28 protein-coding genes and 1 tRNA gene are annotated in these 26,041 nt (G+C 60.1%); 11 read left to right on the forward strand and 18 right to left on the reverse strand.

Translation table 11 applies throughout. The annotated features are described in order from the left end of the window. The first annotated feature begins 6 nt into the window (after positions 1 to 6). The gene (locus KCQ76_RS05360) at positions 7 to 2,424 is read left to right on the forward strand and encodes a DEAD/DEAH box helicase (protein WP_046203274.1); all 2,418 of its coding nucleotides are present in this window, start codon (positions 7 to 9) and stop codon (positions 2,422 to 2,424) included. Between the two features lie 95 nt (positions 2,425 to 2,519). On the opposite strand, the gene KCQ76_RS05365 is transcribed toward KCQ76_RS05360, so the two are convergent. The 8 genes from KCQ76_RS05365 to ssd form a co-directional block, all read right to left on the reverse strand. Continuing rightward, positions 2,520 to 3,017 carry an Rv3654c family TadE-like protein gene (locus KCQ76_RS05365; protein ID WP_161794644.1) on the reverse strand — a complete coding sequence of 166 codons (498 nt, stop codon included), beginning with the start codon at positions 3,015 to 3,017 and terminating at the stop codon, positions 2,520 to 2,522. A gap of 102 nt (positions 3,018 to 3,119) precedes the next feature. Further along, positions 3,120 to 3,284, reverse strand: coding sequence for a hypothetical protein (locus tag KCQ76_RS05370; RefSeq protein ID WP_160296132.1), 165 nt, complete (start codon positions 3,282 to 3,284; stop codon positions 3,120 to 3,122). 12 nt (positions 3,285 to 3,296) lie between these two features. Then, entirely contained in the window at positions 3,297 to 3,599 is a 303-nt protein-coding gene (locus tag KCQ76_RS05375) for a hypothetical protein (RefSeq protein ID WP_046203276.1), read from the reverse strand. Then, positions 3,596 to 3,946, reverse strand: a complete 351-nt coding sequence (locus KCQ76_RS10805; RefSeq protein ID WP_231725445.1) for a DUF4244 domain-containing protein — start codon at positions 3,944 to 3,946, stop codon at positions 3,596 to 3,598. Before KCQ76_RS10805 ends, KCQ76_RS05375 begins: the two co-directional genes overlap by 4 nt. Before the next feature lie 199 nt (positions 3,947 to 4,145). Further along, entirely contained in the window at positions 4,146 to 4,655 is a 510-nt protein-coding gene (locus tag KCQ76_RS05385) for a type II secretion system F family protein (RefSeq protein WP_052722100.1), read from the reverse strand. Next, positions 4,616 to 5,266: a type II secretion system F family protein gene (locus tag KCQ76_RS05390; protein WP_221914811.1), complete on the reverse strand. Its 651-nt coding sequence runs from the start codon at positions 5,264 to 5,266 to the stop codon at positions 4,616 to 4,618. The genes KCQ76_RS05385 and KCQ76_RS05390 overlap by 40 nt, the downstream gene beginning before the upstream one ends. Further along, a complete protein-coding gene (locus tag KCQ76_RS05395) occupies positions 5,263 to 6,438 on the reverse strand; it encodes a TadA family conjugal transfer-associated ATPase (RefSeq protein WP_373369121.1) in 1,176 nt (391 codons plus the stop codon). Before KCQ76_RS05395 ends, KCQ76_RS05390 begins: the two co-directional genes overlap by 4 nt. 143 nt (positions 6,439 to 6,581) lie before the next feature. Then, a complete protein-coding gene (gene ssd, locus KCQ76_RS05400) occupies positions 6,582 to 7,736 on the reverse strand; it encodes a septum site-determining protein Ssd (protein WP_052722097.1) in 1,155 nt (384 codons plus the stop codon). A 675-nt stretch (positions 7,737 to 8,411) separates the two neighbouring features. On the opposite strand from ssd, the gene KCQ76_RS05405 reads away from it, so the two are divergent. Both KCQ76_RS05405 and KCQ76_RS05410 read left to right on the forward strand, forming a co-directional pair. After that, a complete protein-coding gene (locus KCQ76_RS05405; protein WP_046203326.1) occupies positions 8,412 to 8,951 on the forward strand; it encodes a phage holin family protein in 540 nt (179 codons plus the stop codon). Positions 8,952 to 9,079: 128 nt separating this feature from the next. Next, the gene (locus tag KCQ76_RS05410) at positions 9,080 to 10,024 is read left to right on the forward strand and encodes an alpha/beta fold hydrolase (protein WP_052722096.1); all 945 of its coding nucleotides are present in this window, start codon (positions 9,080 to 9,082) and stop codon (positions 10,022 to 10,024) included. A 1-nt stretch (position 10,025) separates the two neighbouring features. Here the strand turns inward: KCQ76_RS05410 and KCQ76_RS05415 are convergent, their stop codons facing one another. The 4 genes from KCQ76_RS05415 to nth form a co-directional block, all read right to left on the reverse strand. After that, entirely contained in the window at positions 10,026 to 11,228 is a 1,203-nt protein-coding gene (locus KCQ76_RS05415; protein WP_046203277.1) for a MarP family serine protease, read from the reverse strand. Between the two features lie 10 nt (positions 11,229 to 11,238). Next, on the reverse strand, positions 11,239 to 12,060 hold the full coding sequence (locus KCQ76_RS05420; protein WP_046203278.1) for an NUDIX hydrolase: 822 nt from the start codon (positions 12,058 to 12,060) through the stop codon (positions 11,239 to 11,241). 98 nt (positions 12,061 to 12,158) lie between these two features. Beyond that, complete coding sequence (locus KCQ76_RS05425) at positions 12,159 to 12,896, reverse strand: TlpA family protein disulfide reductase (protein WP_052722095.1); 738 nt, start codon at positions 12,894 to 12,896, stop codon at positions 12,159 to 12,161. Continuing rightward, positions 12,896 to 13,633 (reverse strand): endonuclease III, encoded by a 738-nt coding sequence (gene nth, locus KCQ76_RS05430; RefSeq protein ID WP_046203279.1) that lies wholly within the window; start codon positions 13,631 to 13,633, stop codon positions 12,896 to 12,898. The genes KCQ76_RS05425 and nth overlap by 1 nt, the downstream gene beginning before the upstream one ends. 50 nt (positions 13,634 to 13,683) lie before the next feature. Here nth and KCQ76_RS10980 point away from each other — a divergent pair, with 50 nt between their 5' ends. Together KCQ76_RS10980 and glxR are read left to right on the forward strand one after the other, a co-directional pair. Then, entirely contained in the window at positions 13,684 to 13,815 is a 132-nt protein-coding gene (locus tag KCQ76_RS10980; RefSeq protein ID WP_257994317.1) for a hypothetical protein, read from the forward strand. Between the two features lie 384 nt (positions 13,816 to 14,199). Further along, positions 14,200 to 14,883: a CRP-like cAMP-activated global transcriptional regulator GlxR gene (gene glxR / locus KCQ76_RS05435; RefSeq protein ID WP_012732600.1), complete on the forward strand. Its 684-nt coding sequence runs from the start codon at positions 14,200 to 14,202 to the stop codon at positions 14,881 to 14,883. Positions 14,884 to 15,253: 370 nt separating this feature from the next. Here the strand turns inward: glxR and KCQ76_RS05440 are convergent, their stop codons facing one another. The 4 genes from KCQ76_RS05440 to KCQ76_RS05455 form a co-directional block, all read right to left on the reverse strand. Continuing rightward, positions 15,254 to 16,093, reverse strand: coding sequence for an MBL fold metallo-hydrolase (locus tag KCQ76_RS05440; protein ID WP_046203280.1), 840 nt, complete (start codon positions 16,091 to 16,093; stop codon positions 15,254 to 15,256). Between the two features lie 156 nt (positions 16,094 to 16,249). Continuing rightward, a complete protein-coding gene (locus KCQ76_RS05445; protein ID WP_046203281.1) occupies positions 16,250 to 16,732 on the reverse strand; it encodes a RidA family protein in 483 nt (160 codons plus the stop codon). Between the two features lie 4 nt (positions 16,733 to 16,736). Continuing rightward, the gene (locus KCQ76_RS05450; RefSeq protein WP_012732603.1) at positions 16,737 to 16,895 is read right to left on the reverse strand and encodes a Sp36 family protein; all 159 of its coding nucleotides are present in this window, start codon (positions 16,893 to 16,895) and stop codon (positions 16,737 to 16,739) included. Positions 16,896 to 16,995: 100 nt separating this feature from the next. Then, a complete protein-coding gene (locus tag KCQ76_RS05455; RefSeq protein ID WP_012732604.1) occupies positions 16,996 to 17,367 on the reverse strand; it encodes a WhiB family transcriptional regulator in 372 nt (123 codons plus the stop codon). A 279-nt stretch (positions 17,368 to 17,646) separates the two neighbouring features. Here KCQ76_RS05455 and KCQ76_RS05460 point away from each other — a divergent pair, with 279 nt between their 5' ends. Next, entirely contained in the window at positions 17,647 to 19,959 is a 2,313-nt protein-coding gene (locus KCQ76_RS05460; protein WP_046203282.1) for a transglycosylase domain-containing protein, read from the forward strand. Between the two features lie 56 nt (positions 19,960 to 20,015). Here KCQ76_RS05460 and KCQ76_RS05465 read toward each other — a convergent pair whose 3' ends face one another. Next, positions 20,016 to 20,477 (reverse strand): GatB/YqeY domain-containing protein, encoded by a 462-nt coding sequence (locus tag KCQ76_RS05465; protein ID WP_046203283.1) that lies wholly within the window; start codon positions 20,475 to 20,477, stop codon positions 20,016 to 20,018. A 76-nt stretch (positions 20,478 to 20,553) separates the two neighbouring features. On the opposite strand from KCQ76_RS05465, the gene KCQ76_RS05470 reads away from it, so the two are divergent. After that, positions 20,554 to 21,558, forward strand: a complete 1,005-nt coding sequence (locus KCQ76_RS05470) for a metallophosphoesterase (RefSeq protein WP_231725444.1) — start codon at positions 20,554 to 20,556, stop codon at positions 21,556 to 21,558. Between the two features lie 86 nt (positions 21,559 to 21,644). After that, a tRNA-Pro gene (locus tag KCQ76_RS05475) sits at positions 21,645 to 21,718 on the forward strand. A gap of 105 nt (positions 21,719 to 21,823) precedes the next feature. Here KCQ76_RS05475 and KCQ76_RS05480 read toward each other — a convergent pair. Continuing rightward, a complete protein-coding gene (locus KCQ76_RS05480; protein ID WP_012732608.1) occupies positions 21,824 to 22,171 on the reverse strand; it encodes an antibiotic biosynthesis monooxygenase family protein in 348 nt (115 codons plus the stop codon). A 340-nt stretch (positions 22,172 to 22,511) separates the two neighbouring features. Here KCQ76_RS05480 and KCQ76_RS05485 point away from each other — a divergent pair, with 340 nt between their 5' ends. The 3 genes from KCQ76_RS05485 (at position 22,512) to KCQ76_RS05495 (ending at position 26,017) form a co-directional block, all read left to right on the forward strand. Then, a complete protein-coding gene (locus KCQ76_RS05485; protein ID WP_221914812.1) occupies positions 22,512 to 23,345 on the forward strand; it encodes a PaaI family thioesterase in 834 nt (277 codons plus the stop codon). A 61-nt stretch (positions 23,346 to 23,406) separates the two neighbouring features. Next, the gene (locus tag KCQ76_RS05490) at positions 23,407 to 24,516 is read left to right on the forward strand and encodes an aldo/keto reductase (protein ID WP_046203285.1); all 1,110 of its coding nucleotides are present in this window, start codon (positions 23,407 to 23,409) and stop codon (positions 24,514 to 24,516) included. Beyond that, a complete protein-coding gene (locus KCQ76_RS05495) occupies positions 24,509 to 26,017 on the forward strand; it encodes a H(+)/Cl(-) exchange transporter ClcA (protein ID WP_231725443.1) in 1,509 nt (502 codons plus the stop codon). The genes KCQ76_RS05490 and KCQ76_RS05495 overlap by 8 nt, the downstream gene beginning before the upstream one ends. Positions 26,018 to 26,041 lie beyond the last annotated feature (24 nt).

Consider the following 26,041-nt stretch of genomic DNA (forward strand, 5'->3'; position numbering starts at 1 on the left):
ACAGCAGTGGTAACACACCCTAAAAGTTTCGGCGAGGAGCTCCTGGAGAGTATCCGCACAACGTTTCCTCGCTTCGAGATCCTACACACCGAGACGCTTCCGGCACGTAAGGGCCGGCATGGGGTTTGGCCGTCGTGGCTGCCCCGGGATTTCCGCGACCACCTCGTTGACCAGGGCATTGCGCAGCCGTGGGCCCACCAGGTGCGCGTCGCCAATGCTTTGTGGGAGGGCCATGACACGGTGATAGCCACGGGAACCTCGTCGGGAAAGTCTCTGGGCTACCAGATGCCGATTCTGACCACTCTTGCTGAGGAAAAGAACGCGACCGCCCTATATTTGACCCCGACGAAGGCGCTTGCGAATGATCAGCTGGCTCATGTGGCGGGGATGACGCGCGAGGTTGGTTCCCTCCGCGGTGTCAGTGTCGGTGGGTATGACGGCGATACCCCGCCCGAGGCCCGGCGCGCGATTCGAGATAGTGTGAAGTGGGTTTTCACCAACCCGGATATGGTGCAGCTGTCGGTGCTGGGTGCGCATGCGCGGTGGGGGCGATTGTTGCGCAACCTACGGTACATCGTAGTGGATGAGTGTCATGCGTATCGCGGGATGTTTGGCGCCCATGTTTCTCTTGTTTTGCGACGTCTTGACCGCCTGGCCAGGGCGTATGGCGCTTCTCCAGTGTTTGTGATGGCTAGTGCGACGGCGTCGCGACCGGCGGTTCATGCGTCTCGGCTGTGTGGTCATAATGCTGATGGTTTCGTGGAGGTCACTGACGACGCTTCTCCCGCCGGCGAGCGGACGGTGGTGTTGTGGGAGCCGAGTTTCCTTCCCGACATAGAGGGCGAACATGGAGCGCCCGTCCGCAAACCCGCGACTCAGGAGGCTGCGGATGTGATGGCGAACCTGGTTGCGCAGGGTGCGCGGACCTTGACATTTGTGCGGTCGCGTCGGTCGGCTGAGACGGTCGCTGCCCGGGCGTCGGAGGCACTGGGGCGGTTGGGACGCCCCGAGGATGGTGCGAGGATAGCTGCTTATCGTGCTGGCTACCTCGCGGAGGACCGCAGGAAGCTGGAACACGATTTGGACAATGGAAAGCTGCTGGGGGTGGCGACCACCAATGCCTTGGAGCTCGGGGTGGACATTGGTGGCTTAGATTGTGTCGTAGCCTGCGGTTATCCGGGGACGATCGCGTCGTTTTGGCAGCAGGCGGGGCGTGCTGGGCGGCGCGGGCAGGGGTCGCTGGTCACGCTGATTGCCCGCGATGAGCCGATGGATACGTATCTTGTTCATCATCCTGAGGTGTTGTTGGGGTCTCCGGTGGAGCAAACGGTGTTTAACCCGCACAATCCGTATGTGATGGTGCCTCATTTGTATTGCGCGGCGGTGGAACGTCCGCTGACCGATGAGGAGATTGATCAGTGGGGTGCCTGGTCGAGCGCCGAGTATTTGTGCGACGCTGGCCTGTTGCGCCGGCGGCGGCGTGGCTGGTTTGCGGTGGAGAGACCGATTGAGGCGTTGAGCTCGCCGGATGACGCTGAGACCCGTGGGGCTGAGACAGCCGGTTTGGGCGCTCTCCTCCCTCCCGATATTTCGCCGGTGAACGCGCATTCGGTGGTGAGTATCCGCGGCGACGATGGGGGTGACGTCGCCATTGTGGAGGGCGATACCGGTCGGCTGGTGGGCGTGATCGACCAGGGCCGAGCCATGAGCCAGACGCACACCGGCGCTGTGTATTTGCACCAGGGCGATAGTTATGTCGTCGATGATCTCAGTGTGGACGATGGTCTGGCTCTGGTTCACCGCGAGGCTCCCGCGTGGACGACCTGGGCTCGAGAGAACACCAACATTCGCGTTCTTTCTACTCTTTCTTCCCACGAGTTGGGTGATGGCGTGTGGTTGGCTTTTGTCGAGGTTGAGGTCACTCACCAGGTTGTTGACTACATGCGGCGGATGCCCAGTGGTGAGGTCCTCGATGTCGTATCCCTTGATCTGCCTGAACAAACATTGACGACGACGGCCGTCGCGTACACGGTGGAGCCATCCACACTTCGGCGGTGGGGTGTGGAGGAACGGGACTGGCCGGGGTCATTGCATGCCGCCGAACACGCTGCCATCGGAATGTTGCCTTTGATCGCGACGTGCGACCGGTGGGACATCGGTGGCGTGTCCACTGCGCTGCACCAAGACACAGGCTTGCCGACGGTGTTCGTGTACGACGGCTACCCGGGCGGGGCGGGTTTCGCCGAGTGCGGGTACCGACGCTTCCACGAGTGGATTACAGCAACAGCGGAGGCTGTCGCCCATTGTGAGTGTGAAAATGGGTGTCCTTCCTGCGTTCAGTCGCCCAAATGTGGGAATGGAAACGAGCCTCTGGATAAGACCGGCGCTGTGCGGGTGCTCCGAGGATTGGAGTCGCTGGGGTGAGTGAGGGTGCTAGCGAGAACCCGTCGCCATGGGCGTGCGAACGCCAGCCGGTGAGTATGCGCCTTACCACGCCCCTGCTTCTGCGGGCATCCTGCTTATGCTGGCCCGGCGCGGGCACTCGCGGTGGCCGTGAATGGTGAGTGCGCTCCCGATACCTCGACAGACACGATGACGCCTTCGCCCTCAAGCGTGCATGAGCGCAGCGAGGCGTCATTTTCTGCGGCGACCTGCTTGGCCAATGCACAGGCCCCAGAGGACTCTGGCAATGGGGCCACCGCGGACGGCGTTGACGTTGTACTCGCTGTTGAGAATTCGGGTGCCACGTTTTCCGGGCCGGGATTCGATGCCACGTCTTCCGGATCGGGGTTTATCGGTGCTGCGGTGGCGATGGCGTGGTAACCGTCAGCAATAGTTTCTTGTAATACATAAGCCGCCGCGAGTGCGGATAAATCCGCTGCCCTATCAGCTTTTCTGGAATCGACTACTTTGGCCCCAACAGCGACCAGCGTCCCGAAAACACCGATGATTAGTGTGCACACCACCGCTCCCACGATGGTCATCGACCCCCGACACCAGAATTCACTCGTACCCACGTTGCCTTCCCCCTCCATGTTGTGCCTGTCGTTAAGGCCCTAGTTATTCGCACTCACGCATCTAGTACGCCCACTGACCGCGATCAGTTGCGCTTAACCGGATTAGCCGGCGTCACCGGAGCTTCCGATGTTCTCTTCGTTCACGGCTACCGACGTCGACTCCGCATCTTTCAGCGGGTTCTTCACTGTCACCGTTACTTTCACGAAGCCAGGCTGGCCTCCCGCACCTGGTGTCGTCGTCACCGTCATGGTCGAGTTTTTCACCACGCTAGTCATGTGTTATTCGACTTCAGAACGGTTTTCTCCTCGTGCGATGGCACGTGCCGCATTTGCCGACGCTTCCGTTGCAGCTACCTGATTCGTCACGGCCATGACCCCCACGATGACCATTCCCACGACGACGAGCACCATGGAGATCGCGAACGCGGCTTCGATAGTGACGCTTCCCCTCGCCCACCACGACGCCGTGGCGTTGGGTGGAGGAGCGTCAGAATCAGTGTCGTTGTTCTCCACGATGCATGGGCCGGAGGAGACCGACATAGTGTCGTCGGCAAGCCGTGAACTTAACGATGCCCGGTTCACTTCTTTTTGCTGTTCAGAGCATCTTCGATGATTCCTTTGAGGGCATTTTCTACCTCGCCGCCTGAGACGATGACGTAGAGCAGCCCGGCAAATGCGGCAGCAGCCACGCACACCAAGGCGTATTCCAAGGTGGCCATGCCACGCTCGTTAAACAGCGCCGCGCGGGCCCGGTCCCACCACCTCATGGGCGAGGGCTCGGATGTGTTCTTGTTATCCGAGATAGAAATGTCATCCGCGGGAGAAGTATCGACGGATCGTGAGGAGAGCTGAGCGTCAGTGTCCGTTGATGTGTGCTGCTCAGCAATCGGATTAGTAGGTACTGCGTGGGTAGGTACTGCACAAGTCATGATGAGTCCTTTCGAAAAGATGGCGGATGACAGGCCACACCACAACAGTGAGGCCTAAAACGCCAGGTCAATGAATATGGAGAAATAAACCTTGATTGAGAAATAACCTCAAGAAATAAAACAGAGGAGAACCAGCAGATGAAATACTGCGGTGGACTACGGCCACCTATCGCCACCTGAATTATGAAGCTCCCCGTCGTCATGACAACCCCGATAACAGTCCGATAGCAATAGGAACTAGCCCCACCGCTATAAAGGCCGGAAGGAAACAGAAGCTCAACGGCAGCGCCACATACACGCTGGCTTTCTCCGCCTCCGCTACCGCCTGATCCGTCGCCCGATGCCGCATCTGCATCGACAACGCACCGATATCGGCCGCTAACCGAGTACCCGACCGGGCACTTCGACGCACACGCCGAGCAAAATCACCGAGCACCTCATTCTCAGCACACAATGCCCAGGTGAGGTCGGAATCCACCCCCATCGTTAACCGGTTTGCCGTGCCCTTCCAGACGTCAACAAATTGGGACCCGCCATCGGCCACCGCCCCCACCGCTGCGCCTACCGGAAGACCACACGACAAACACGCTTTCACCAGGTCCAAATCGGCGGCCGCATTTAACATGGCCCCCGCAGGGCCCGCACTCCCGACGTTCTTCTTCGCCGCCGTCACACCGCCACCGCCTTCGCCATGAGCGCGCGGGACCACTCCAGCCCCACGACCTCCAAAACAACCCCCACCAGGAGCAACAGGCCGCCGAGCTGCGTCGTCAATAAAAACTGAATGGAACCCGCACCCATCGACTGGCCCATTGTCACTCCGACGAGCGGTAGAAACATCAGCACGCGGGTCGATGCTCGAGGGCCCGCCAACGATGCTTCGGCCCGCTCCTGGTGATGGAGCTTCGCCTGGAGATCTGCCGCCGTGGCCTGCATGACCTCCGCTAAAGGCACCCCAGTGCGGTGAGATACCAACCATGCCCGGGCGATCGCCTGCCGCCCGACCTGATCCGGCTCGCAGGACCACGTGCTCAACGGAGCGCACGGAGCGCCCAACCAGGCACAATGGTTCACCATCGCGCGAAGCTCGCACGCGACCTGGCCTTCCATGCCATCCACGCCGTCCATTTCGTCGGCAACGTGACGAACCGCTACCAAGGGCCTTGCACCGGCCAGGAGCTCACTCGCGATCATGCTGCTGGCCTGCGCCCAGTGAGCAACCGTCCGACGCTGGTTGGTACGACCTCGCTTATCACTGCGGGCTCGCTGGCCCTCCACCACCGCGATCACACACGACAGCGGCACACCCAACGGGATCATCGCGCACCACCTCGCACGACGCGCTCCCACCATGGCCATGCATCGGTGCGGCCACCATCCGCAGTCCACACCATCACCACTCCAGACGATGAAACACCTGGATACAGCGGTTGTTTGTCGTTCTCCTTCCCGTCGGTTGGGGAGGAATTCATCCCTACTGGCGGCACCACTCCCACGCTCGCGAGACGACGCGACGGGGCCCGCTCAACGTGGACAACAACCCGAATCGCGGCGCGGAATTGTGTTCTTACCGACTCCGGAGACATCCCCGCCATCGCCCCCAGGGCCTCGCAGCGCGCCGGAATTTCCTCCGGCCCGTTCGCATGAATCGTTCCGCAACCCCCGTCGTGGCCAGTGTTTAAAGCCGCGAAAAGTTCCTGAATCTCGGCGCCGCGGATCTCACCCACCACGATCCGATCCGGCCTCATCCGCAACGTCTGCTTGACCACGTCGCGCAACGTGATCTCCCCCTGCCCTTCCACATTGGGCGATGTCGTCGTCAACGCGACAACATGCGGATGCAGGGGATGCAGCTCACGGGTGTCCTCCACGCACACGATCCGCTCGTCCGGCGAGACTTCCGCAAGCAGGGCGGACAGCAGCGTCGTCTTGCCTGCGCCCGTCCCGCCAGAGACCACAAACGCCTGACGGCTGCGCACCAACGAGCGCAACTCGTCGGCCATATCGGGCGGCACGCTGCCACTGCGCACAAGATCATCCAGGCTGGTTGAGGCCGTCCCCAACACGCGCAGCGACAAACACGGATGTTCAACGACAGGCGGTAAGACGGCATGAACGCGAACGCTCCCGCCGGCAGCGTCGCGTCGATAAAAACCATCCGCATATGGCGACGCGTCATCCAGGCGGCGCCCACACGCGGCTGCTAAACGAACGGCTGTCGCCCGCACGTGGTCGTCGTCGAGGAAGGGGGAATCCACACGACACAAACCGGCTGGGCCATCAACCCACACCTCCGAGGCCCCGTTGACCAGTACGTCTGTCACATCCGGCAGATCCAGCAGCGGCTCCACCGGCCCGGCACCGTGGATCTCCCCACGAATCCGACGAACCTCTTGCACGACGCCCGACATCCCGATGCCCGGATATTCCGCCCGTACCGCCGAGGCAATTGCCGACGTGGACGTATCGCCATTGCCCTGCGCAAGCCTCATGCGGATTCGGTCACTCACTGCTCCTGCCTGCGCCGAGGCTCCTGTCTGTGCCGACGCCCCTGCGTGTGCCAGGACGTCGTCGGTGTGAGCAGCCGAATTATCCGCGCCCGAATGACATGACTGCACAAAACTTCGAACCCTGCTCATGCTGCCAACTTCCCCATATTCGCGGCACGGCTGTGAGCACTACTTATGGCGCACTGATCGACTGGCAACGATGGCATGCCGTTCTTTATGTAGCCATCCGCGATCTCACGTAGCCCAGACACCATGCGCGCGAAACTCGACCGCCCACACAGCCGAAGCCCCGTCTCCTCGATTTCCTTCGCGATCTTTTTCTCGGACGTGAACTCAGCCACCACCGGCATCGACGTCACAGATTCAACGTCTTTGACCCCCACCGACGAGACCACCTCATGCTTCACCACAGCCACCGGGTCCGCACCGCCCTGGCGCGCCACCCTCGACCAGCGCACTGCCCCGCCTAAACCACGCAATGTCGCAGGGACGACCACAAAAACACAATCGCAGCCAGTGAAGTCTGCAGCGTCCCACCACGTCGCGCCCGACACATCCACCACCACTGATAGGCCCTCACGAACGAGCGAAGCGGCCACACGCTGCACCAATGCCCCTCGCTGATTCCACTCCACGGCCGCCGGAGCACCGCGCCCCACCGACAACACACCCACACCCACTGGGGTCGCGGGGATATTCGCCGCCACCGCACGCCCATCGACCCCACCGTTTTCCCACCCTCGCACGCTCACATCACCCCACCTCATGCCCGGCTCACTTTCTACGCCGAGGAGGACGTCGTCCGCACCGGACACACAATTAGCGTCCACCAGCACGGAACCACGCCCTGATCGAGCCCACGACAACGCCAGACCGGCCGCAACAGTGCTTCCACCTGCGCCACCGACGGCCGAGACCACCGCTGTACAACCGCCCGACCCGGCACCTCGGGAGCATCGCGTCGACAATGCCTCCACCAAGTCGCCCGACCGCGCGGGCAACACCATGACGTCCTCGGCACCCACCTGCACACCTCGCTCCCAAGGTGGAGTGCCCGCGCACACCACAAACACACCACGCCGGGGAGGGAGCGCTAATGACGACACCTCGTCCAGGCCCACGCAATCCGCCACCACTGCGTCGGCACTGCGCCATCGGGACGCCAACGACGCGTCCATCAGGCCGTCGATAAGCGAAAAGCCCAGAACAGCCGCACATTGTTCGACTTCTGATAACAAGTGGGGGTCCGCCACCAAGGACACAAGTTCTTTCGAGGACATGGGGCAATCGTGGCAAAAACGGTGACGAAACGTCTTGGAAAAGAGGCTGCACACCACCGTCATTGTGGATAAAAAAAGTTATCCACAGTTTTAGCGCGCACACTACAGAGCACCGGTTCAACGAGGAGCAGCGACCCACAAAAATGCGTAACAGCCGCCTACGGGAATCCCATGCCCACGGCCTACAGATATAGAGCGACGGCCCGCATCAGGGGGGATCGATGCGGGCCGTCTTACCCGGCTCGGGGGGATGGCCGGGGCGGGCCACGCTCCTCACCCTTCAAGGGAGGGGGCCCTGCGCTCACAATTTTGGCACATCAAAGGCGCAGAATGCAACACCTTTTCTAAATACCCCCGCCCTGATGCGGAAAATCGCGCTCACCACTGACAATGCCCCCGTTTACCCTCCACCCGGACATGAAGAAAACAATCGCCACCCCTGTCTGGAAATTCGTCCCCACAGACGTCGAATCAAACAATGCCCGTTTCATCAGTCACTATTGCCTCGATCCACCCCCGTTAGAGCTATTAAATCCTTTAACAAGCCCAACAATGTACAAACTTTTCTGTTCAGGATTTCTTAATACGGCCTCAATCGCTATTTTCCCTAGCGCATGGCACAATTGGGTGAGAAAGTTTTGATTTCCCCATGTTTTAATGCGCAGGAGGATGCCCGTGAGCTCCACGAACAAAAATGGCTTGTACACCGATAGCTCAGACTCGGTTTTCCCCGAGGTAGGCAGTATCCCTCTCCGCGATGCCGATACTCACGCAGCAGGCCAAGGTAGCATTAATCGCCTGGTCAAGGACGCGTCCGGCCAGATCACCACCCTCGTCCGCACCGAAATTGAGCTCGCCAAAGCAGAACTCACGCAGTCGGTAAAGAAGGGCGCCATCGGTGGAGCAATGTTCGCCGTGGCCGGCATTATCGCTTTCTTCAGCGCGTTCTTCCTCTTCTTCACCCTGGCAGAGGTGCTTGACATCTGGCTCTACCGCTGGGCAGCATTCACCATCGTCTTCGCCGGAATGCTCCTGCTCGCGGGCATTTTCGCGCTCATCGGGCTCAAGCAGGTCAAGCAGGTGAAGAAGCCAGAAGCAACCATCGACTCCTTCGGCAAACTCCCCGAGGTGGTCCCCAGCGGTTCATCCAACTCGGGTTCCTCCAAGACTGCGAGCTCAAAGAACGTCGAAACTGCTGAAGGCCTCTACAGCTAAACGCTAGAAACACTCAGCACCGACGTGGGTCCATCCACGTCGACACCACCCCGCCGACGATGCCCCGCTGCATTGTCGGTTTTTGGTTCCGTCTACCGTCGAACCTCATGATTTGGTAAACCTGGTGTGTGCCTCAACGCCCGACGAACCCCTCCGCCATTGAACTCGATGGCCCGTGGACCCATCACCTGTACCACAGCCGGGGAGTTCGCATTCACTGCGCAGACAGCGGAAGCCCCGACGCCCCATTAGTGCTGCTAGTTCACGGTTTCGCTGGCGGATGGTTCGACTGGCAATCTGCCCCCCCCTTGCTCGCGGAGGATCACCACGCCGTCGCCATGGATCTCCGCGGCTATGGGCTCTCTGACAAACCCCCTCACGGCTACGACCTGGGCACAACGGCGCTAGACATCGCCGGCCTAGTCCTTGCGCTGGGTCATACGTCGGCAACTGTGGTCGCCCACGGAGAGAGCGTGCCTGCAGCGGTGATCGCTGGCCTGACCGAGCCGCAGCGCATTAAGCGTGTGGTGGCCCTCAACCCGTCGCATCCGCGTCAAAACGTCGACGTCGTCACCCGCCACCCGATCCGGCACCGTGACCGCATCACGCTGGGCATGGCCACTCGTTTCCCGCGGCTGGGTGAGCGCTGGTTGAAAGCCGACCACAGCTTGTTCCTTGAGCAGATCGTCGCCCATCTAGCCGGCTCCGCGTTCCGGTACTCCGACAGTTTCGACGAGTATCTTGCGATTCGACGCTTCGCGATGGGCGTCGAGCGCGTCGCTTATTACGCGTGCCTGCGCCACCGGAAGGCCGCGGTGGCGACAATGCCCCGCGGAACAGCGCAAACCGTTCTGGCCGATTGGTCCGGCTGGAATGAAATTGAGTGCTCGACACCCCCGGCTGTGCGCGTTCTCCACGGTGCCGAGGATCCTCTGATCACGGCGTCGAAGACAGCTCGCGAGACTATTGCCGACGCCGACCACGTCACCGTCGTTCCCGGCGCGGGGCATTATGTCCACATGGAGGCGCCCCACGCGGTGCGCGATGCTGTGCTGGCCGTGGAGAAAGCGTAACCTACTTAGCCACGCACGACTTCGTGTCCACCGCGGACCGCAAGTTCTGTACGTTTTCCACCGATCCCAACGATTCCATAAGCTCATGGTTGGTCAGCGCGTATCCGGTGTCTTGATCATCCACCCCGGCGCCGAAGATAAGCCCGAGGACTTCACCATCGCCATCGACAACGGGCCCACCAGAGTTACCCTCGCGGACCAATCCGCGCAGCGTATAGGCTTCGCGCTGAACCCGATCGGTGGAATAAATATTGGGCCCGTCGATGGTCAAACGGTCACGGACGCGCGCGTTTTCCACATCGAACGGCCCGCCCAAGGGGTACCCGAGGACTGCCGCATCTGACCCCGTGGTGGCGGGCACGTTGTCTAGCGCCAGGGGGTTTAATCCCAAATCCACGGCGTGCAGGACCGCGATATCTTTATCAGGGTTGAAATACGTGACGGTGGCCACGTCCTCACCGTTGACTGTCCGCAGTTTGACCTCATTCGATCCGGCAACCACGTGGGCGTTGGTCACCACAGTGTCCGGAGCGATAACAAAACCACTGCCTTCCAGCATTTTTCGGCACTGCTGTGCCGTCGATAAGACTTGAACAATCGACGGCCGGATTTCGTTCAAGCGTTGAGTGGACAAGACTGAATCCGCCGGTGCGGGAACATCCTTGTTCGGTAGCTCACCGAACGGATCGGTCAGCGTCGGCATGCCGTTCTGGTTGAGGAACATGCCTACCCGGCTGCCCCAGTTGTTCACCTGTTGCGGTGCCAGGGAGTCCACCGCCCCCAAAACCTTGGAGTTGCGGAGCGCTTTGGAGAAGTCCCCCGTGGACACGGACACCACGGGCACAGCAATCATCCACACGACGACGATCGCGGTGAAGACCTGCACAACGGCCCCGACGGCCGCGTCGGCCTTGTACACGGCCCGGGTGCGGATCATGTTGCGCAGCGCAATGCCAATGGAGGATCCTATGGCGTATCCAATAATGACGGCGAGAACCGCAATGCCTAGGGCGAAGAGGAATCGGGTGTTGTTGTCGTCAGTTTGGGCCATCGCGTACGGCGCGGCCCACATGCCGACCATGCCGCCGATGAGAACGCCTATGACCGCGGCGATGGAGGATACGCCGCCTTGTCTCCATCCGGAATGCATCGCCGATAGTGCGATGAGCACAATGACGATGTCCACAATGGTGGATCCGCTCATTCAGTGTCTCTCAGTTCTTGTGGTTGGGGGTTGTCGGCGTTGATGGTTTCTGGGGGTTTCTCCGCCACCGAGTCACCGGTTCATTGTTCGCCGACCGAGCAAGCGTCTCTGCAAGATCGTACACAGGTGAAGCGTTCCATGGTTTCTCCCAACCCGCTTCGCGGAGGAGGCCATCCACTAACCCGCCGGTAAAACCCCAAAGTAGGAGGTCCCCTATCCAAAAGGCGGGCCCGGTCCACCCTTGCCTTCCGACGGTTATTCGTATCGACGGATCCGCCAGATGTCCCAAGGGTATGGCGACGACGTCGGCCACTTCGGCGGGGCTGGCGGGGTAAACGTGGGTGGGGTTGTTCCAGTACGCTAACACGGGCGAGACGACGTTTCCCGTGCGGGGGATGAGTATTGGGTGGAGGACCGCCAGGGCCGACATTGTGTCCGGGCGCACTGCTGTTTCCTCCTGGGCTTCCCGTACGGCGGTGTCGATGGGCGTAGCGTCCTCGGGGTCCTTCCGCCCGCCGGGAAACGCCATTTGGCCCGAGTGCGACCGCAACGTGGGCGCGCGGTGGGTCAGGAGCAGCCGGGCATCCTCGGGGTAGGGTGTGCCCGGTGTGGGCTCGTACGTGGGGTCGCCAGCCACAAGCATCAGCACTGCCGACGGGCGGGTCGCGTCGGCGTCGTCAAGCCGCGGTGTCCGTCGAGATAAATCAGAAAGTTGACGACGAATACCACCGTCGCGAGCCCGCTGTGTGATCGCGCGAAGCCATGGCGGGACCGCATCAGGCAGCGGCGGCTGGGTGGGGTCTGAGAACGACGTGGGGAACTCTTCTGTCACCTGTGGCCTCCTACAACTCGCAACGCCTCAGATCAGGATACGGCCTGACGGTAGCGTTCGGTGGGAAATACCGAGCTAGCCGACCGGCCACAAGCCTGCTAACTGAGCACCGCGGTGACCGCCGACTCTAAATCGCCGGTGCTCGTGAACGTTTGCGGGTACACCTTGGCGACCTCCCCATTGGGTTTAAGAACCACCGTGATCGGAATAACCGACGGCAAGCGCAACGCTCGTGCGACGTCTCCACCCGAGTCTTGGAAGCTTGACAGGTGGTCCACATGTAAGTCGGAGAGGACGCCTACACCTGCGTCACCATTTTTATCGGCGTGGACGCCGACGACGTTCCATTCCGGGTGGGACTGGGCCACTTTGTCAACAATCGGAAGTTCCTTCTTGCATGGCTGGCACCAGAAGGCCCATAAATTAATAACGGTCGGTTTGCCTGCGAGGTTGCGGCTTAATGGTTGGGAGTCAGCCTTGCTTGCTGAGTTGCCCAAACATGGCAGTGTCACCGACCCCAGGGGCGAATCGTCATCCTTTTGCGAACCATCGTGACTGCCCACCGCGGCCTCAGCGGACGCAGTGGGGCACGCTGGCCGGCCAGTGGTGGGGTTGGACGCAGGGGAATTTTCGCCCTCCGATCCATCCGTTCCATCGCCCCGGCCAGCGTCACCCTCACCCGCACTGCCTTGGCCCGCGGGGTTATCGGATATCGCCGCTCCCGAATGCGCGTCATTGTGACTGGATGTAGACCGGAGCATGAGAGGAACCGCGCAGATCACCAAGCCCGTGAGCACGGCGATAATAAGGATGGTCCAGCGTTGTTGTCGCCCCATCAGTGGCCCCCTAGTGCTAAATCAAGAATGCGGTCACGCTCTGGGCCCTTAACCAGCTTTTCTGCCTCGTCGGGATTTGTGGGACCCCACACACCGAAACCATGACAGTCCTTCGCTAGGAAGCACGCACCACACGCTGCCTTCCGGGAGTGGCACACACGTCGACCATGAATAATCACTTCATGGGAAAACGGCGTCCACCGTTTTTTCTCAATTAATTGGGCCACGTCCTGCTCGACTTTTTTCGGATCCGTCGCGTCCGTTAAACCGAACCGACGCATCAAGCGACCCACATGGGTATCTACCGTTATTCCCGGCTTGCCAAACGCATTCCCCAAGACCGTGTTTGCCGTCTTACGACCCACCCCGGGCAGCGACACTAACTCCGCCATCGTGTCCGGTACGGTACCGTCGAAACGAGTGACGAGCTCATGCCCCAGAGCAACCAAATTCCGCGCTTTGTTGTGATAAAACCCCGTCGAGCGGATAAATCCTTCCACTTCCTCGACGCTGGCGTTGTCTAAATCCTCCGGGCCGGGAAACCGCTTAAACAACGCTGGCGTCACCATGTTAACGCGACGATCCGTGCACTGAGCAGACAAAATCGTGGCGACGACCATCTGATACGGATTGTCAAAGTTCAGTTCCGCTTTAGCGTCCGGATACGCACGATGTAGCGCGCGGGAGATCCTGCGAGCACGACGGACTTTTGCAAGCGGAGTCTCGGTAGTGGCCATGCCAACACCATAGCGGGCGCCCTGGACATAACGTCGGTATGGTAGACCGCATGGCCGGTTTATTTGCCCTACTCGCACCATTCATTCTGATGGGATTCGCCATTGGCATGGAACGCTACGAACTCTTCGCGAAGAACGCCGGAAGGAAAAAGGCGTCGAACCCCGGTGTCGAGGCACACTAGAGAAAGCGCAAAGTTCCTACCGCAATTCGTTGGTTCCGTCGACAAAAAATAGTGTGTTTTTCACCACTATAAAAAGCTACGATAACGTAGCATACGTTATCAACGGGAGTTCGCTTCCGAAAACGTGACCAACGGCACAAGCAGCGGTTTTGTCAATTCATCCCCGAATATGGGCATTCTTGACAAACTTTTCGCCTTTTTATTGATTATTCCTCTCTATAAAACTCCCGCGTAAGCCTATTCCTAAATCGGACAAAGCTCTCACTTTTCGCCTGCCACGTAGTAATGTGAGGTGCGATACAGCGACGGGTGCGGTATTTAGTATCTAACACAGACAGCCGCGCACCGTGGCACTCGACCCTACTGCGAGAAGTGGAGACTACGTTGAGCGACGTCACCGAGATCCTCTCCCGTGCCGGCATTTTCCAAGGTGTTGACCCTGTTGCCGTCCGGAACCTCATCCATGATCTTGAGACGGTGCGATTTCCGCGCGGCACCACCATTTTCGACGAGGGGGAGCCCGGCGACCGCCTCTATATCATCACTGAGGGCAAAGTGAAGTTAGCCCGCCACGCAGCTGACGGTCGTGAAAACCTTCTCACCATTATGGGCCCCTCGGATATGTTCGGTGAACTATCCATCTTCGATCCGAACCCGCGCACATCGTCGGCTATTTGCGTCACTGAAGTGTCCGCCGCCACGATGAACTCGGAGAAGCTCCACCAGTGGATCAACGACCACCCGGCCATCTCTGAACAGCTGCTTCGTGTGCTCGCGCGTCGCCTACGTCGCACCAATAATTCCCTGGCAGACCTTATTTTTACCGACGTCCCCGGGCGCGTAGCGAAGGCGCTTCTCCAGCTAGCCAACCGGTTCGGCGTTCAGGACAATGGCAACTGGCGAGTTCACCACGACCTCACTCAAGAGGAAATCGCGCAGCTTGTTGGTGCATCGCGAGAAACTGTCAACAAAGCGCTCGCCGAATTTGCCCACCGCGGATGGATCCGACTCGAAGGCAAAACCGTCGTTATTTGCGACAGTGAACGCCTGGCACGTCGCGCTCGGTAAAACGGTACGACGCACCGTAGTTCGGTGGGCGATAGCCACGACGCCGGGCAGCGCAGGGCAGCCCGAGCCCGCAAACTGCAGGGAGGCTACACCTGGAGCCCGAAACTGCGGGGGATATGCGCCCCGAATAAAAGTGCGGGGGTATATGGTCAATTTTCGGCCATTTTCTGACCATATTCCCCCGCAGTTTGGCCACCACCCCGGATATACCCCCGCAGTTTTCCGGCACGCGGACACATTAGTTGTCGTAAAACCCACAAACGCGCAGAACTCAACCAAACACGCAAAGCAGCCCGAGACTCCCGGGCTGCTTATTTCTATTGCACGCGACTTTTTTAAGCGACTTCTCCCCAGCGCTACTTCCTGAGCACTACTTCTCTTCAGCGCTTAAATACCGCAGCGCCACGCGCGTCGACTGCTCAGCAGCCCCACGCAATACCGGGTCCACGTCTGTGTAAATCTCATCGACCAACTGGTCCACCGAAGCATCATCCCCCAGCTTCTTCCGAGCCTCACGGATCTGGTCAAGGCGATGGTGACGTCGATCAAGATATTTCTTGGCAAACGGCTCCAGGTCCGGGTGATCCGGCCCATGTGCGGGCAGCAAAGGAACACCGGCGCCCCGCTTTTTCAGCATCTCCAATGTCTCTAGGTATTGCCCCAGATCACCATCGGTCTCGGAGATCATGGTCGTGTGCTTGCCGGCGATCGTATCGCCCGTCAAAATCGCCTCAGGCTTCGTATCGCCCGAACCATCATCGGCCCGAGCAGCGTCGGCACTCGGATAAAGGAAGAAACTCACCGAATCCGCGGTGTGGCCAGGAGTGGCGACAACTTTTACAGCCGGAGTGACACCCTCGACGGTGATGACTTCCCCGTCCTCGAGCGGATCACCCATTTTGCAGAAACGCTTATCGACGGACCGGACAGGCGCCCCCGTAATCTGCGATAACCGGTTGGCCCCATCAGCATGATCCGGATGCCGGTGAGTCAAAAGAATCATCGCGATTTCCGACGCATGATGGTTAAGAACATTCAGGTGGCCTTCATCCTGAGGGCCCGGATCCACAACGATCGACCGCGGATCACCGTCAGCTCTAATAACCCAACTATTGGTGCCCTCTAGCGAGCCATAGCTGGGATTGGGACATAAAACAACGCCCGCGTTGGGGGTAACGGGACGCAACTGGCTATACGCAGGATGCTCCATGCATGTCAGTGTACGTCCTCGCGCGGTCTGTCAAAATCTCATCGGGCCAGAGACGACCGAAAAAATGCCGAAACGGGGGCAATTCCAAGCATGACTTAGCACACGTTCGGCAAACCCCGGAGTACGAGCCGCTTTCTTCCGGCTTCCGTCGTAGCGTTATTGCACTCCTGTATTTCGTCGCGCGATGACTTCAACCTCCACCGGCGCATCCAAGGGCAACTCCGAAACCCCCACAGCAGACCGCGCATGGGCTGTACCGAAGACGTCGCCGAAAAGATCCGATGCACCATTTATTACCCCAGGTTGACCACCAAATCCGGATGCCGACGCCACAAAACCCGTGACTTTCACAATCGACACCGAATCAATGTCGACGAGGGAATTGATGGCGGCCAAAGCGTTGAGTGCCGCCTGGCGGGCGTAACTGGTCGCGTCCTCCGCGGACACGCCTGCACCAACCTTGCCCGTCGCCGGCAGTTCTCCGTTCTTGAATGGAAGCTGACCCGACACATAAATCGTGTCCCCCGAGATCACGGCCGGTGCATAAGAAGCCACCGGCGCTGCCACCTCTGGGAGTTCAATCCCTAAGTCGGCAAGATTCTTCCTGGGGCTCTGAGTGGACTGTCCACTGGTCGTCATAAAACTAGTCTTCCTTCGGGCGCTTCATGTAGGCAATGTGCTGCTCGCCTGTTGGGCCGGGCATGACTGCCACCAGCTCCCAACCGTCGGCCCCCCATGTGTCCAAAATCTGCTTCGTCGCGTGCGTCAACAGCGGAACTGTTGAATATTCCCAGGTTGTCATGAACCTAGCCTAACAAGAATCAACTGCACCGGGCTCATTCAGCTGCGCTGGGCTTAATCCCCATCGCCGGCTCAATCAACCGTGCGGACGGGATGGCCCGTTACGACCGACCGGCATACCCCGCGTAAAAGTCAGCCCAGCTTTCCACTTCGGGGTGCTCCCGCAACAATGCCCGACGCTGCCGCTCAGTCATGCCACCCCACACGCCGAACTCCACACGGTTATCCAAGGCGTCGGCACGGCACTGCAACACAACGGGGCAATGTCTGCAAATCGCTGCAGCTTGTCGCTGCTTCGACCCCTTGACAAACAACTCCTCAGGATCAATGTCACGACACTTGGCGTGAGTGATCCACTGGCCACGCTCCGTGAACGACGACGGATCCGTAAGCGAATCCACCTTCTGCTGGATTCGTCCGTCCTTGGTTGTGGCCAACGATGTATCAGCCGGTCGGGTCAGCGATGCAGTCATTGTGCACTCCTCTCCGTGGTCACGTTTGCATGGTCGCGAAGCTGTGAGCGTCACCCTGGTATATCGAGATACCGTGTTTTTGTGGATATTCACCCTGCTTAGCTGACTGTAAGTCTATTCACACGCCAAACAAACTGTCGACTACATCACATTTCGGGGGTAGTCGCGTTAACTACTTAACGGAAGAGTAAGTTTTTGTCTATCTGTGTTTTCCCAGAACACATGCCCATAATCGGTGAGACTCACTTCACACGGCCAATCACTGGGTAGGGTGTAAGCGTGAACCGACGATCTGATGCTCCGGCACCTAGCCTGATCCTTTTCGGCGCAATACTCATCTCCACCCTGCTAGTGGCGCTCAGTGCGCTGCCCGTCGCCCTGGCAGCCGGAGCCACGATCAACCGTGGCCACAACGCCATGGACTCCAATTACCACGACATCGCCAGCGCCAAGTTCCCGCAGGTCTCCACCATGACCGACCGGGACGGCAACCCCCTGGCCACCTTCTACACGCAGCGCAGACAAGAAGTCGCGTCGGATCAGATCTCAGAGCCGATGAAGAAAGCGATAGTCGCCATCGAAGACCGACGGTTCTACGACCACCACGGGGTTGACCTGCGCGGAACCGCTCGAGCGGTCGTAGCCAACATCACTCACGGCGGGGTCGCCCAGGGCGCGTCCACCCTGGACCAGCAATACGTCAAGAACTACCTCATGCTGGTCAAAGCCAAGACCGACGACGAACGCGCTGCCGCCAACGAAGACACCGCCGCGCGGAAACTCCGCGAAATGAAACTCGCGTCTGACCTGGATAAAGACCTCTCCAAGGACGAGATTCTGACCCGGTATCTCAACCTCGTGGAATTCGGCAACGGTGCGTACGGCGTACAGACCGCGGCGCAGACGTATTTCCACGTCGACGCCAAGGACCTCACCGTGCCGCAGGCCGCGCTGCTGGCGGGGATGGTTCAATCCACGTCCGCCTATAACCCGTTCACCCACCCCGACGCCGCGCTGCAGCGCCGCAACACGGTCATTAACGCCATGACCAGCACGGGGGCGCTCTCCACCGCCGACGCCGACGCGGCGAAGAACTCGCCGTTGGGTGTCGTCGATAAGCCTGAAGCCCCCACCAACGGATGTATCGGGGCCGACGAGGCCGGCTTCTTCTGCGATTACGCGCTGCGGTACCTGGCCTCGCACGGGATCTCGAGGGACGACTTCATTTCGGGTGGCTACACGCTGACCACCACGCTCGACCCGAACGCGTTGAATTCCGTCAATGCTTCGCTTGAACAATACGCCCCCGCCACTACCCCCGGGGTTGCCGGCGCGATGAACCTCATCAAACCCGACGGCCACGAAGTGCTCGCTATGGGGGCCTCACGGCACTACGGGCTCGACGCCAGCAATTCCCAGTCCGTCCTGCCCTTGGCATCGCACCCCGTCGGGAATGGAGCTGGTTCCATCTTCAAAGTCTTCGCTGCAGCCGCGGGCCTGGAAAAGGGGATGGGGATCGACACGGTGATGGACGTGCCGTCGCGGATCGAGGTCTCCGACATGGGCCACGGTGGCGCTCCGGGGTGCCCCGCCGCCAAATACTGCGTGGAAAATGTCGGCGCGTATCCGTCGAAAATGACGCTCAAGCAGGCGCTTGCCGAATCGCCGAACACGCCGTTTATCGAGCTTGAAAAGCGACTGGGTGTGGGCACCGTTGTTGATACCGCCGTCAAGATGGGGCTACGCAGCTTGGCTGACAAACCCAGTTCCGATAACGGCGACAACAAGGACGAGAAATCCCAGGCCGACACGATTAAAGAGACCAACCAAGGGTCATTCGTGCTCGGACCTGTCGCCGTCGATCCCCTCGAGCTGAGCAATGTGGCGGCAACCATCGCCAACGGCGGAACGTGGTGCGAACCCAACCCCGTCCTGAAGGTGACCGACCACGACGGCAAAGACGTCCCCGTCACACCGCCGAAGTGCGAACAAGCCATCCCCACCGACGTTGCGAACGCGCTGGCCAACGGCCTATCCGACGACGTCAGCACCGGCACGGCCCACGAAGCCGCCGAGCTGACCGGGTGGGACGGCACGCTGGCGTCAAAGACCGGTACCACGGAAACCAACCAATCCGCCGCATTCCTGGGGCTCACCAGTGGTCTTGCCGGAGCCGTGTACATCTTCAACGACGGCAGCACCAGCTCACCGCTCTGCACCGGCCCCCTGCGTCAATGCCCCGATGGCAACCTCTTCGGTGGCAAGGAGCCCGCTGATATCTACCTCACCGCGGCCAAGCCCCTTATCGACGCCTACGGCGGGCACACACTTCCCCCCATGAACCCCTCCTACCAGGCTGGAACCAACCCCGAGGCGATCGGATACTCACGCGCAGTACTCCCCCAACCCACTAATTCCGGTTCGACGGGAGGCACCGGCGGAGGCACCACCGGCGGTGGTGGCGGTACCGGCGGCGGAGGAGGCGGAGTACCCGCTCCAGCGCCGGCGCCCGCACTGCCCGACATACCCGGCATGATTAACGACTTCCTGCACACCTACGTCCCACCCCAGCTGCAGGGATTCCTCCCGTAGCGACGGGGCCGGCGCGTGGAGAAGTGGCCGGCTCGTGGAGCCACCGGCCAAAGGCGTTACCCCTGAAGCCGCGCGCGAACAGCCGTCGATAAGCGTTTACCGTCGGCAGTGCCCTTGGCCTCTGCGGTGGCAGCCTTCATGATCTGCCCCATCGCCTTCATGGAGACCTCGCCGCCGTCGGCTTCATGCTGCTTGATCACCCGGTCTACCAGCGCATTCAGTTCCTCATCCGAGAGCTGCTTCGGCTGGTAGCGCTCCAGAACGGCAATCTCGGCGCGCTCAGAGTCCGCGAGTTCATCGCGACCCGCCTTCGCGTACACATCAGCGGACTCATGCCGCTTCTTAATTTCACGAGCAATCACGCGGAGAATGTCCTGGTCCGACGCCTCATGCGCCTTCCCCGACGTTTCCTCCTCCTGGATCGCGGCCAACAACATACGCAATGTGCTGGTCGTTTCCTTGTCGCGGTTCTTCATCGACTGCTTGAGATCCTCGCGGATCGTTGCTTTCATACCCATGCCCTTGAGGATAGCGCCCGCCCGGACACTGACCAGCCGAATCGGAAAAGCGTCCCTCCACCTTTACCATGGGCGTGTGAGTATTTTTCCCCGGTCCTTTGGCAAGAAAATTGCGGCCACCGCGGGTGCTGCGGGAGCTGCAGGGGCCGCTGCTGCGCTACTTGGTGCCAGCCGGTTCCGCCTCGCCGTCACAACCATCCCCATGCTGGATAAAGGCACTTTTCGGGGGCGTCGTAATGAATTCCGCATTCTGCACATCTCGGACCTTCACATGCTGCCCCACCAGCAGCTCAAGCAGCTGTGGGTCAGTGAGCCCGCCGAGCTGGAGCCGGACCTCGTTGTCAATACCGGGGATAACCTGGGCGATCCGAAGGCCGTGCCGGCCGTCGTCCAGACTCTTTCTCCTCTCTTGACGACGCCGGGTCTGTTCTGTTTTGGCACCAACGATTATTGGGCTCCGACGGCCCCCAACCCGCTGCGCTACCTCACGGGCAAGAAGCAGAAGCACAGCGACCAGAGCATGCCGTGGAAGAATCTGCGCGCGGTGTTCAAGGAGCACGGATGGGAAGATTGCACACATCAGCGGCATGATTTCGCCGTCGATGGGTTCCGGCTGGCGGTTGCTGGTGTCGACGATCCGCACGGTGATTTGGATGATTATTCGATGATCGCTGGGGAGCCGAATAAGGACGCGGACTTGTCCATCGGGTTGACGCACTCACCTGAGCCGCGGGTGCTGGATGCCTTCGCCAAGGATGGATATCAGTTGATCCTCGCTGGTCACACGCATGGTGGGCAGTTGTGTCTGCCGGGTGGAAAGCCCATCGTGACGAACTCCGGTATCGACCGCGAGCATGCGTCCGGCGTGTCCGAGTGGAAGGAATCCATTCTCAACGTTTCGCCCGGGCTGGGAACGTCCAAGTTTGCGCCGGTGCGGACATTCTGCCCGCCGACCGCACAGCTGCTGCGCATCGTCGAAAAGGGTGGTGGGGGAGCCGACGACCTCCCCGAACCCACTGTCGACGAGATTGCGGTGGGAGACGGCTTTGTCGAGCGAGAAATTGTGCTGAAGGGACTGTAGGCAGCGCGACTGCGTAGTGATGTGGCAGGACGAATCGGTGATTTGGCAGTACGAAAGAGCGTGCGCTAGCCTTAGTCGAGTTGCACCGGGGTATGGCGCAGCTTGGTAGCGCGCTTCGTTCGGGACGAAGAGGCCGTGGGTTCAAATCCCGCTACCCCGACAAATAAATGACCTCCGCCACTTTCGTTAAGAAAGCAGCGGAGGTTTTGCTGTATGCGCTGGTGGTTCTGGGTGGGGTTGTCGTGTGCGCGCGTTACCGCGTCAACTACTCAGCAGCGTCCTTGGTCAGCATGACGTCATAGTTTCGGACGACGGAGTTCATCGAACCGTGCGGTGGCCTCTTCGCTTCTTCCTCCTTGCTGGATTCGCGCTCACGCCAGCCGTGGTCTTCACGGAACTTGCGGGAATTGCGCCATCCCAGGAAGGCCTCCTGGTCGCGCCACCGAGTGATCACGATCCATCGGTCGTCGGCAGGTTCGGTCGGCTTGCACAGCTCGAAACCTTCGAACCCATCGAACGTGTCCAGGGACTGCATGTTCTGCGAGAAGCGGGAGACAACTTCATCCGCGCGATCTGACGTAATGGTCAGCTGGTTGGTAACTACGATGCTCATGGACTCATATTAAGCATTGGCTGGCTTATAAATAAAGCGACAGAGCGTCGCAAGCCAATATATCCAGCCTAACTTACCCCTTAAATAACAGGTGAGACTGTCGCAAAAACGACGCGAGCGGAGAAAGTGCTGGTCAAAGGGGTGAAAAGCGCGGACGTCTAGTCTCTGACAGAGACCGTGACACCCCCACGCCTGCCGTCGGAAATAAGGCATAAATAGAGCCGACGCTGCCTCACTCGGGGCAGATCAACAGTCACGGCACGATCACATGCCAACAGAAAGCATCACTCAAACGCGATAAACCTCCCCACCGTCGCCAATTTTGAGTAACCTAGCTCACATGAATGTTCGCGCTGCAGCCCTCCTCGTCAAACGTGTTCTCCGGTCACCGCACCTCTTCGCCGCCGCTATGAGCGCATACCCACCTCTTTTTGCTGCAGGCGTGAGAATCCGGGATATTCCCGACGATTGGTCGTCGGCACACCTCATCCTCAAGGTCAACCGGTTCAACGGCAATGCACACGGAGCCGCGTTCGGCGGATCGCTGTTTTCCATGACCGACGCCATGTTCGGCATGCTCGTTATGCAACGCCTCGGGCGGGAGTACGAAGCCTGGACGCGCACCGGTACATTCCAATACATCAACCCCGGCCGCAATAATGCCCACGCCACGGTCCGGGTCACGGACGCCATGGTCGAGCAAATTAAACACGAAATCGCCTCCGACGGCTTCTGCAATATCCCATACACCACGGTCATTACTAACGACGACGGCTCCACCGTCGGCATTGGCCAGCAAGAACTCCACTGCCGGCTGCGCAAGAGTAAAGAAGCGCAGCGCTCGCACCGCGAGCAGGAGCATGGAGGTTCGTCCCCTCGTGTGGTCGACCGCCGCATCGAGCCCCACGAAGCTCGCGGAATCACACTTCTTTCATTAGCGACGGCGGTCGCGTGGCGTGCTTTCGGCCCGGCGTCCTCCTCCGACGAGCAACACGACACCAAGGCATCGAACAACGCCGCCACCCTAACCACCCTCCTCAGCGCGGCCCGACGAATCCCCGACCCGGAAGACCGCGCGCGGTTCGTCGTCAAGAAAGTGTTAGAAGAAGAAGCACTCACGCCCCAGGAAATAGAAGAGATGGGAATTCCACCGCGGCTCATTCCCAACGAATAGGACCACGACCACGCCCCAACACCGTTAACCGCTCTGCACCTGCGTCGTTACACTGGAAACTATGAGTAGCGCACATTATCCGAACGTGTACCGAGCTGCAGATGACCGCTACGAACCCGAGGCGCACTCCCCCATGCCTTACAACCGCTGCGGGGATAGCGGCCTGAAACTTCCCGCGATCACCCTGGGATTGTGGCACAACTTCGGTGGGGATCGCCCCCTGGAGACGCAACGCGCAATCCTCCGGCGTGCTTTTGATCGTGGCATCACCCACTTCGACCTAGCCAACAACTATGGGCCACCACCCGGATCCGCGGAATCCAATTTCGGCCGCATTTTTGCCCAAGACTTCCGCCCATACCGGGAAGAAATGGTGATTAGCTCCAAGGCCGGCTGGTATATGAATAGCAGCCCATACGGCTTCGGGGGCAGCAGAAAATACCTGGTAGGAAGCCTGGATGCCTCATTAAAGCGGATGGGCTTGGACTATGTAGACATCTTCTACCACCACCGCCCGGACCCCGACACGCCACTGGAAGAGACAATGAGCGCGCTCGACCACATCGCTAGGTCGGGGCGTGCGCTCTACGTGGGCATCAGCTCGTACTCGCCCGAACTCACGCGGCAGGCACAGAGCATTGCCCGCGACCTGGGCACTCCGCTCACCATCATGCAGCCCAGCTATTCCATGTTTAACCGGTGGATCGAGGGCCCCGACGGTCCCACCGACCCATCCGTATCTCCCGCCGCGAAGACATCATTGCTAAAAACGTGCGCCGAAAACGGTATGGGAGTCATTGCGTTCTCTGTCCTGGCCCAAGGCCTTCTGACCAGCAAATATCTCAATGGTATCCCGGATGATTCACGCCTGGGCAACCACAAGATGAACTCCACATTCCTCAACGACGACACTCTCGAGGGCATCCGCGCCCTCAATGCCATCGCCGAAGAGCGTGGACAATCACTGGCGCAAATGGCGATCGCCTGGGCACTTCGACGGCCAGAGGTGACGTCGGCACTGATCGGGGCAAGCTCAGTTGAGCAACTCGACGACAGCCTCGGCGCACTAGACAACCTGTCATTTACCGACGAGGAACTGCGGAAGATTGATCGCTACGCGGTTGACCGCAATATCAACCAATGGCAAGTAGCGACGGACTCCCGTGACTAACTCCGAGCACGACACTAACGGCCTCACTGTGAGTGGCGACGTCAGTGACGATGTGAGTAACGACGCGAAGCCGACGGCCAGTGGCCAGCCCCTCACCCGGCGCGAACGCCTCATCCGAGTGCTAACTGGCTATCACAGCCTGGAGTGGTGGAATGAGGCCAAGGGGAGACCATCAATGTCGATGGTTCCTCTGACCATTACCGCCATCATGGTGGGGTTAGGTACTGGCATCATTGCGTCCCTTTTCCGCGTGTGTCTTGAGCACGCGGAAGCATGGCGGACCACAGTGTTCGGGTGGTCACAGGGGCATGGGGTCGTCGGCGTGCTCGTCGCCATTGTTGCTCCGGCAGTATTGGCCATGGTGGGGGCGGCGATGGTTCGCCATCTGGAGCCGGTGGCGGAGGGATCCGGCATTCCCCGCGTCGAGGCCATCGTGAAGGGCAACGCCAACCCCACTCACATGCGCTTGCTGCCCATCAAGTTCGTCGGCGGGCTGATGTCCATCGGTGGCGGTTTGGCGCTAGGGCGCGAAGGCCCGTCAGTGCACCTTGGTGCGTCGGTGGCGACAATCCTGGGCCGGACCTATCGCAACAACCGCGCCGACCTGCGCTTACTGATCGCCGCAGGAGCGGCCGCCGGACTCACGACCGCCTTTTCCGCACCCCTGGCCGGTGCCGTGTTTGTGCTTGAGGAATTGGTTAAGCGCTTCGAGGCCAGGATGACAGTTGCGGTTCTATCAGCTTCTGGGGCGGCGTATTCGATGGCGCATGTGATCGTTGGAGATGATCACGTGTTTCCCCTTCCTGAACCTCAACCGCCCACGCTGGATAATGGGCCATTTTTCCTGCTTGTGGGGCTGGTCGCCGGGTTCGCTGGGCTGCTGTACAACCGCATGCTCATGCGAACCCTGGCGGTAGTCGACGCGTCAACGTTCCCCGTGGAACTCCGTGCGGGCATGATCGGGGCGGCCATCGGTGTCGTCGGTTATCTCGGCCCGAATCTGGTGGGTGGCGGAGATTCGTTGACGATGGATGCTCTGATGGGTCGCGGCACCGTCATGGTTCTCCTCGGCCTGCTGACCTTGCGTTTCATCATGGCGATCGGTTCGTATGTCGCGCTCACGCCGGGCGGTTTGTTCGCCCCCATGCTTGTGTTGGGCGCTGAACTCGGGCTGATCATTGGGCTCGTGTGCCATGCGCTGTTCCCGCAGGTCGCGCCGGATCCGTCGGCAATGGCAATCGTCGGCATGGCAGCATTATTTGCCGCGAGTGTGGGTGCGCCAGTGACCGGGCTTGTTTTGACCACCGAGATGACGGGCGCCGTGGTGCTCCTCCCGCCACTTTTAGGTGCGTGTGCGGTCGCGATGTTCATCGCCGTGATATTTAAATGCCGTCCTATTTACGACGCTTTGGGTCTGCGGTCAGCACGAAACGTTGCGAAGAATGCTGCGGCCATTGAGCAACGGACGCAACGGGCGATGAAAGCGGAGCATGAGCGGTAGGGAGTGAGTGGCCACCACCGAAAG

It is taken from the genome of Corynebacterium parakroppenstedtii (assembly GCF_019754935.1).
Taxonomy (GTDB): Bacteria; Actinomycetota; Actinomycetes; order Mycobacteriales; family Mycobacteriaceae; genus Corynebacterium; species Corynebacterium parakroppenstedtii.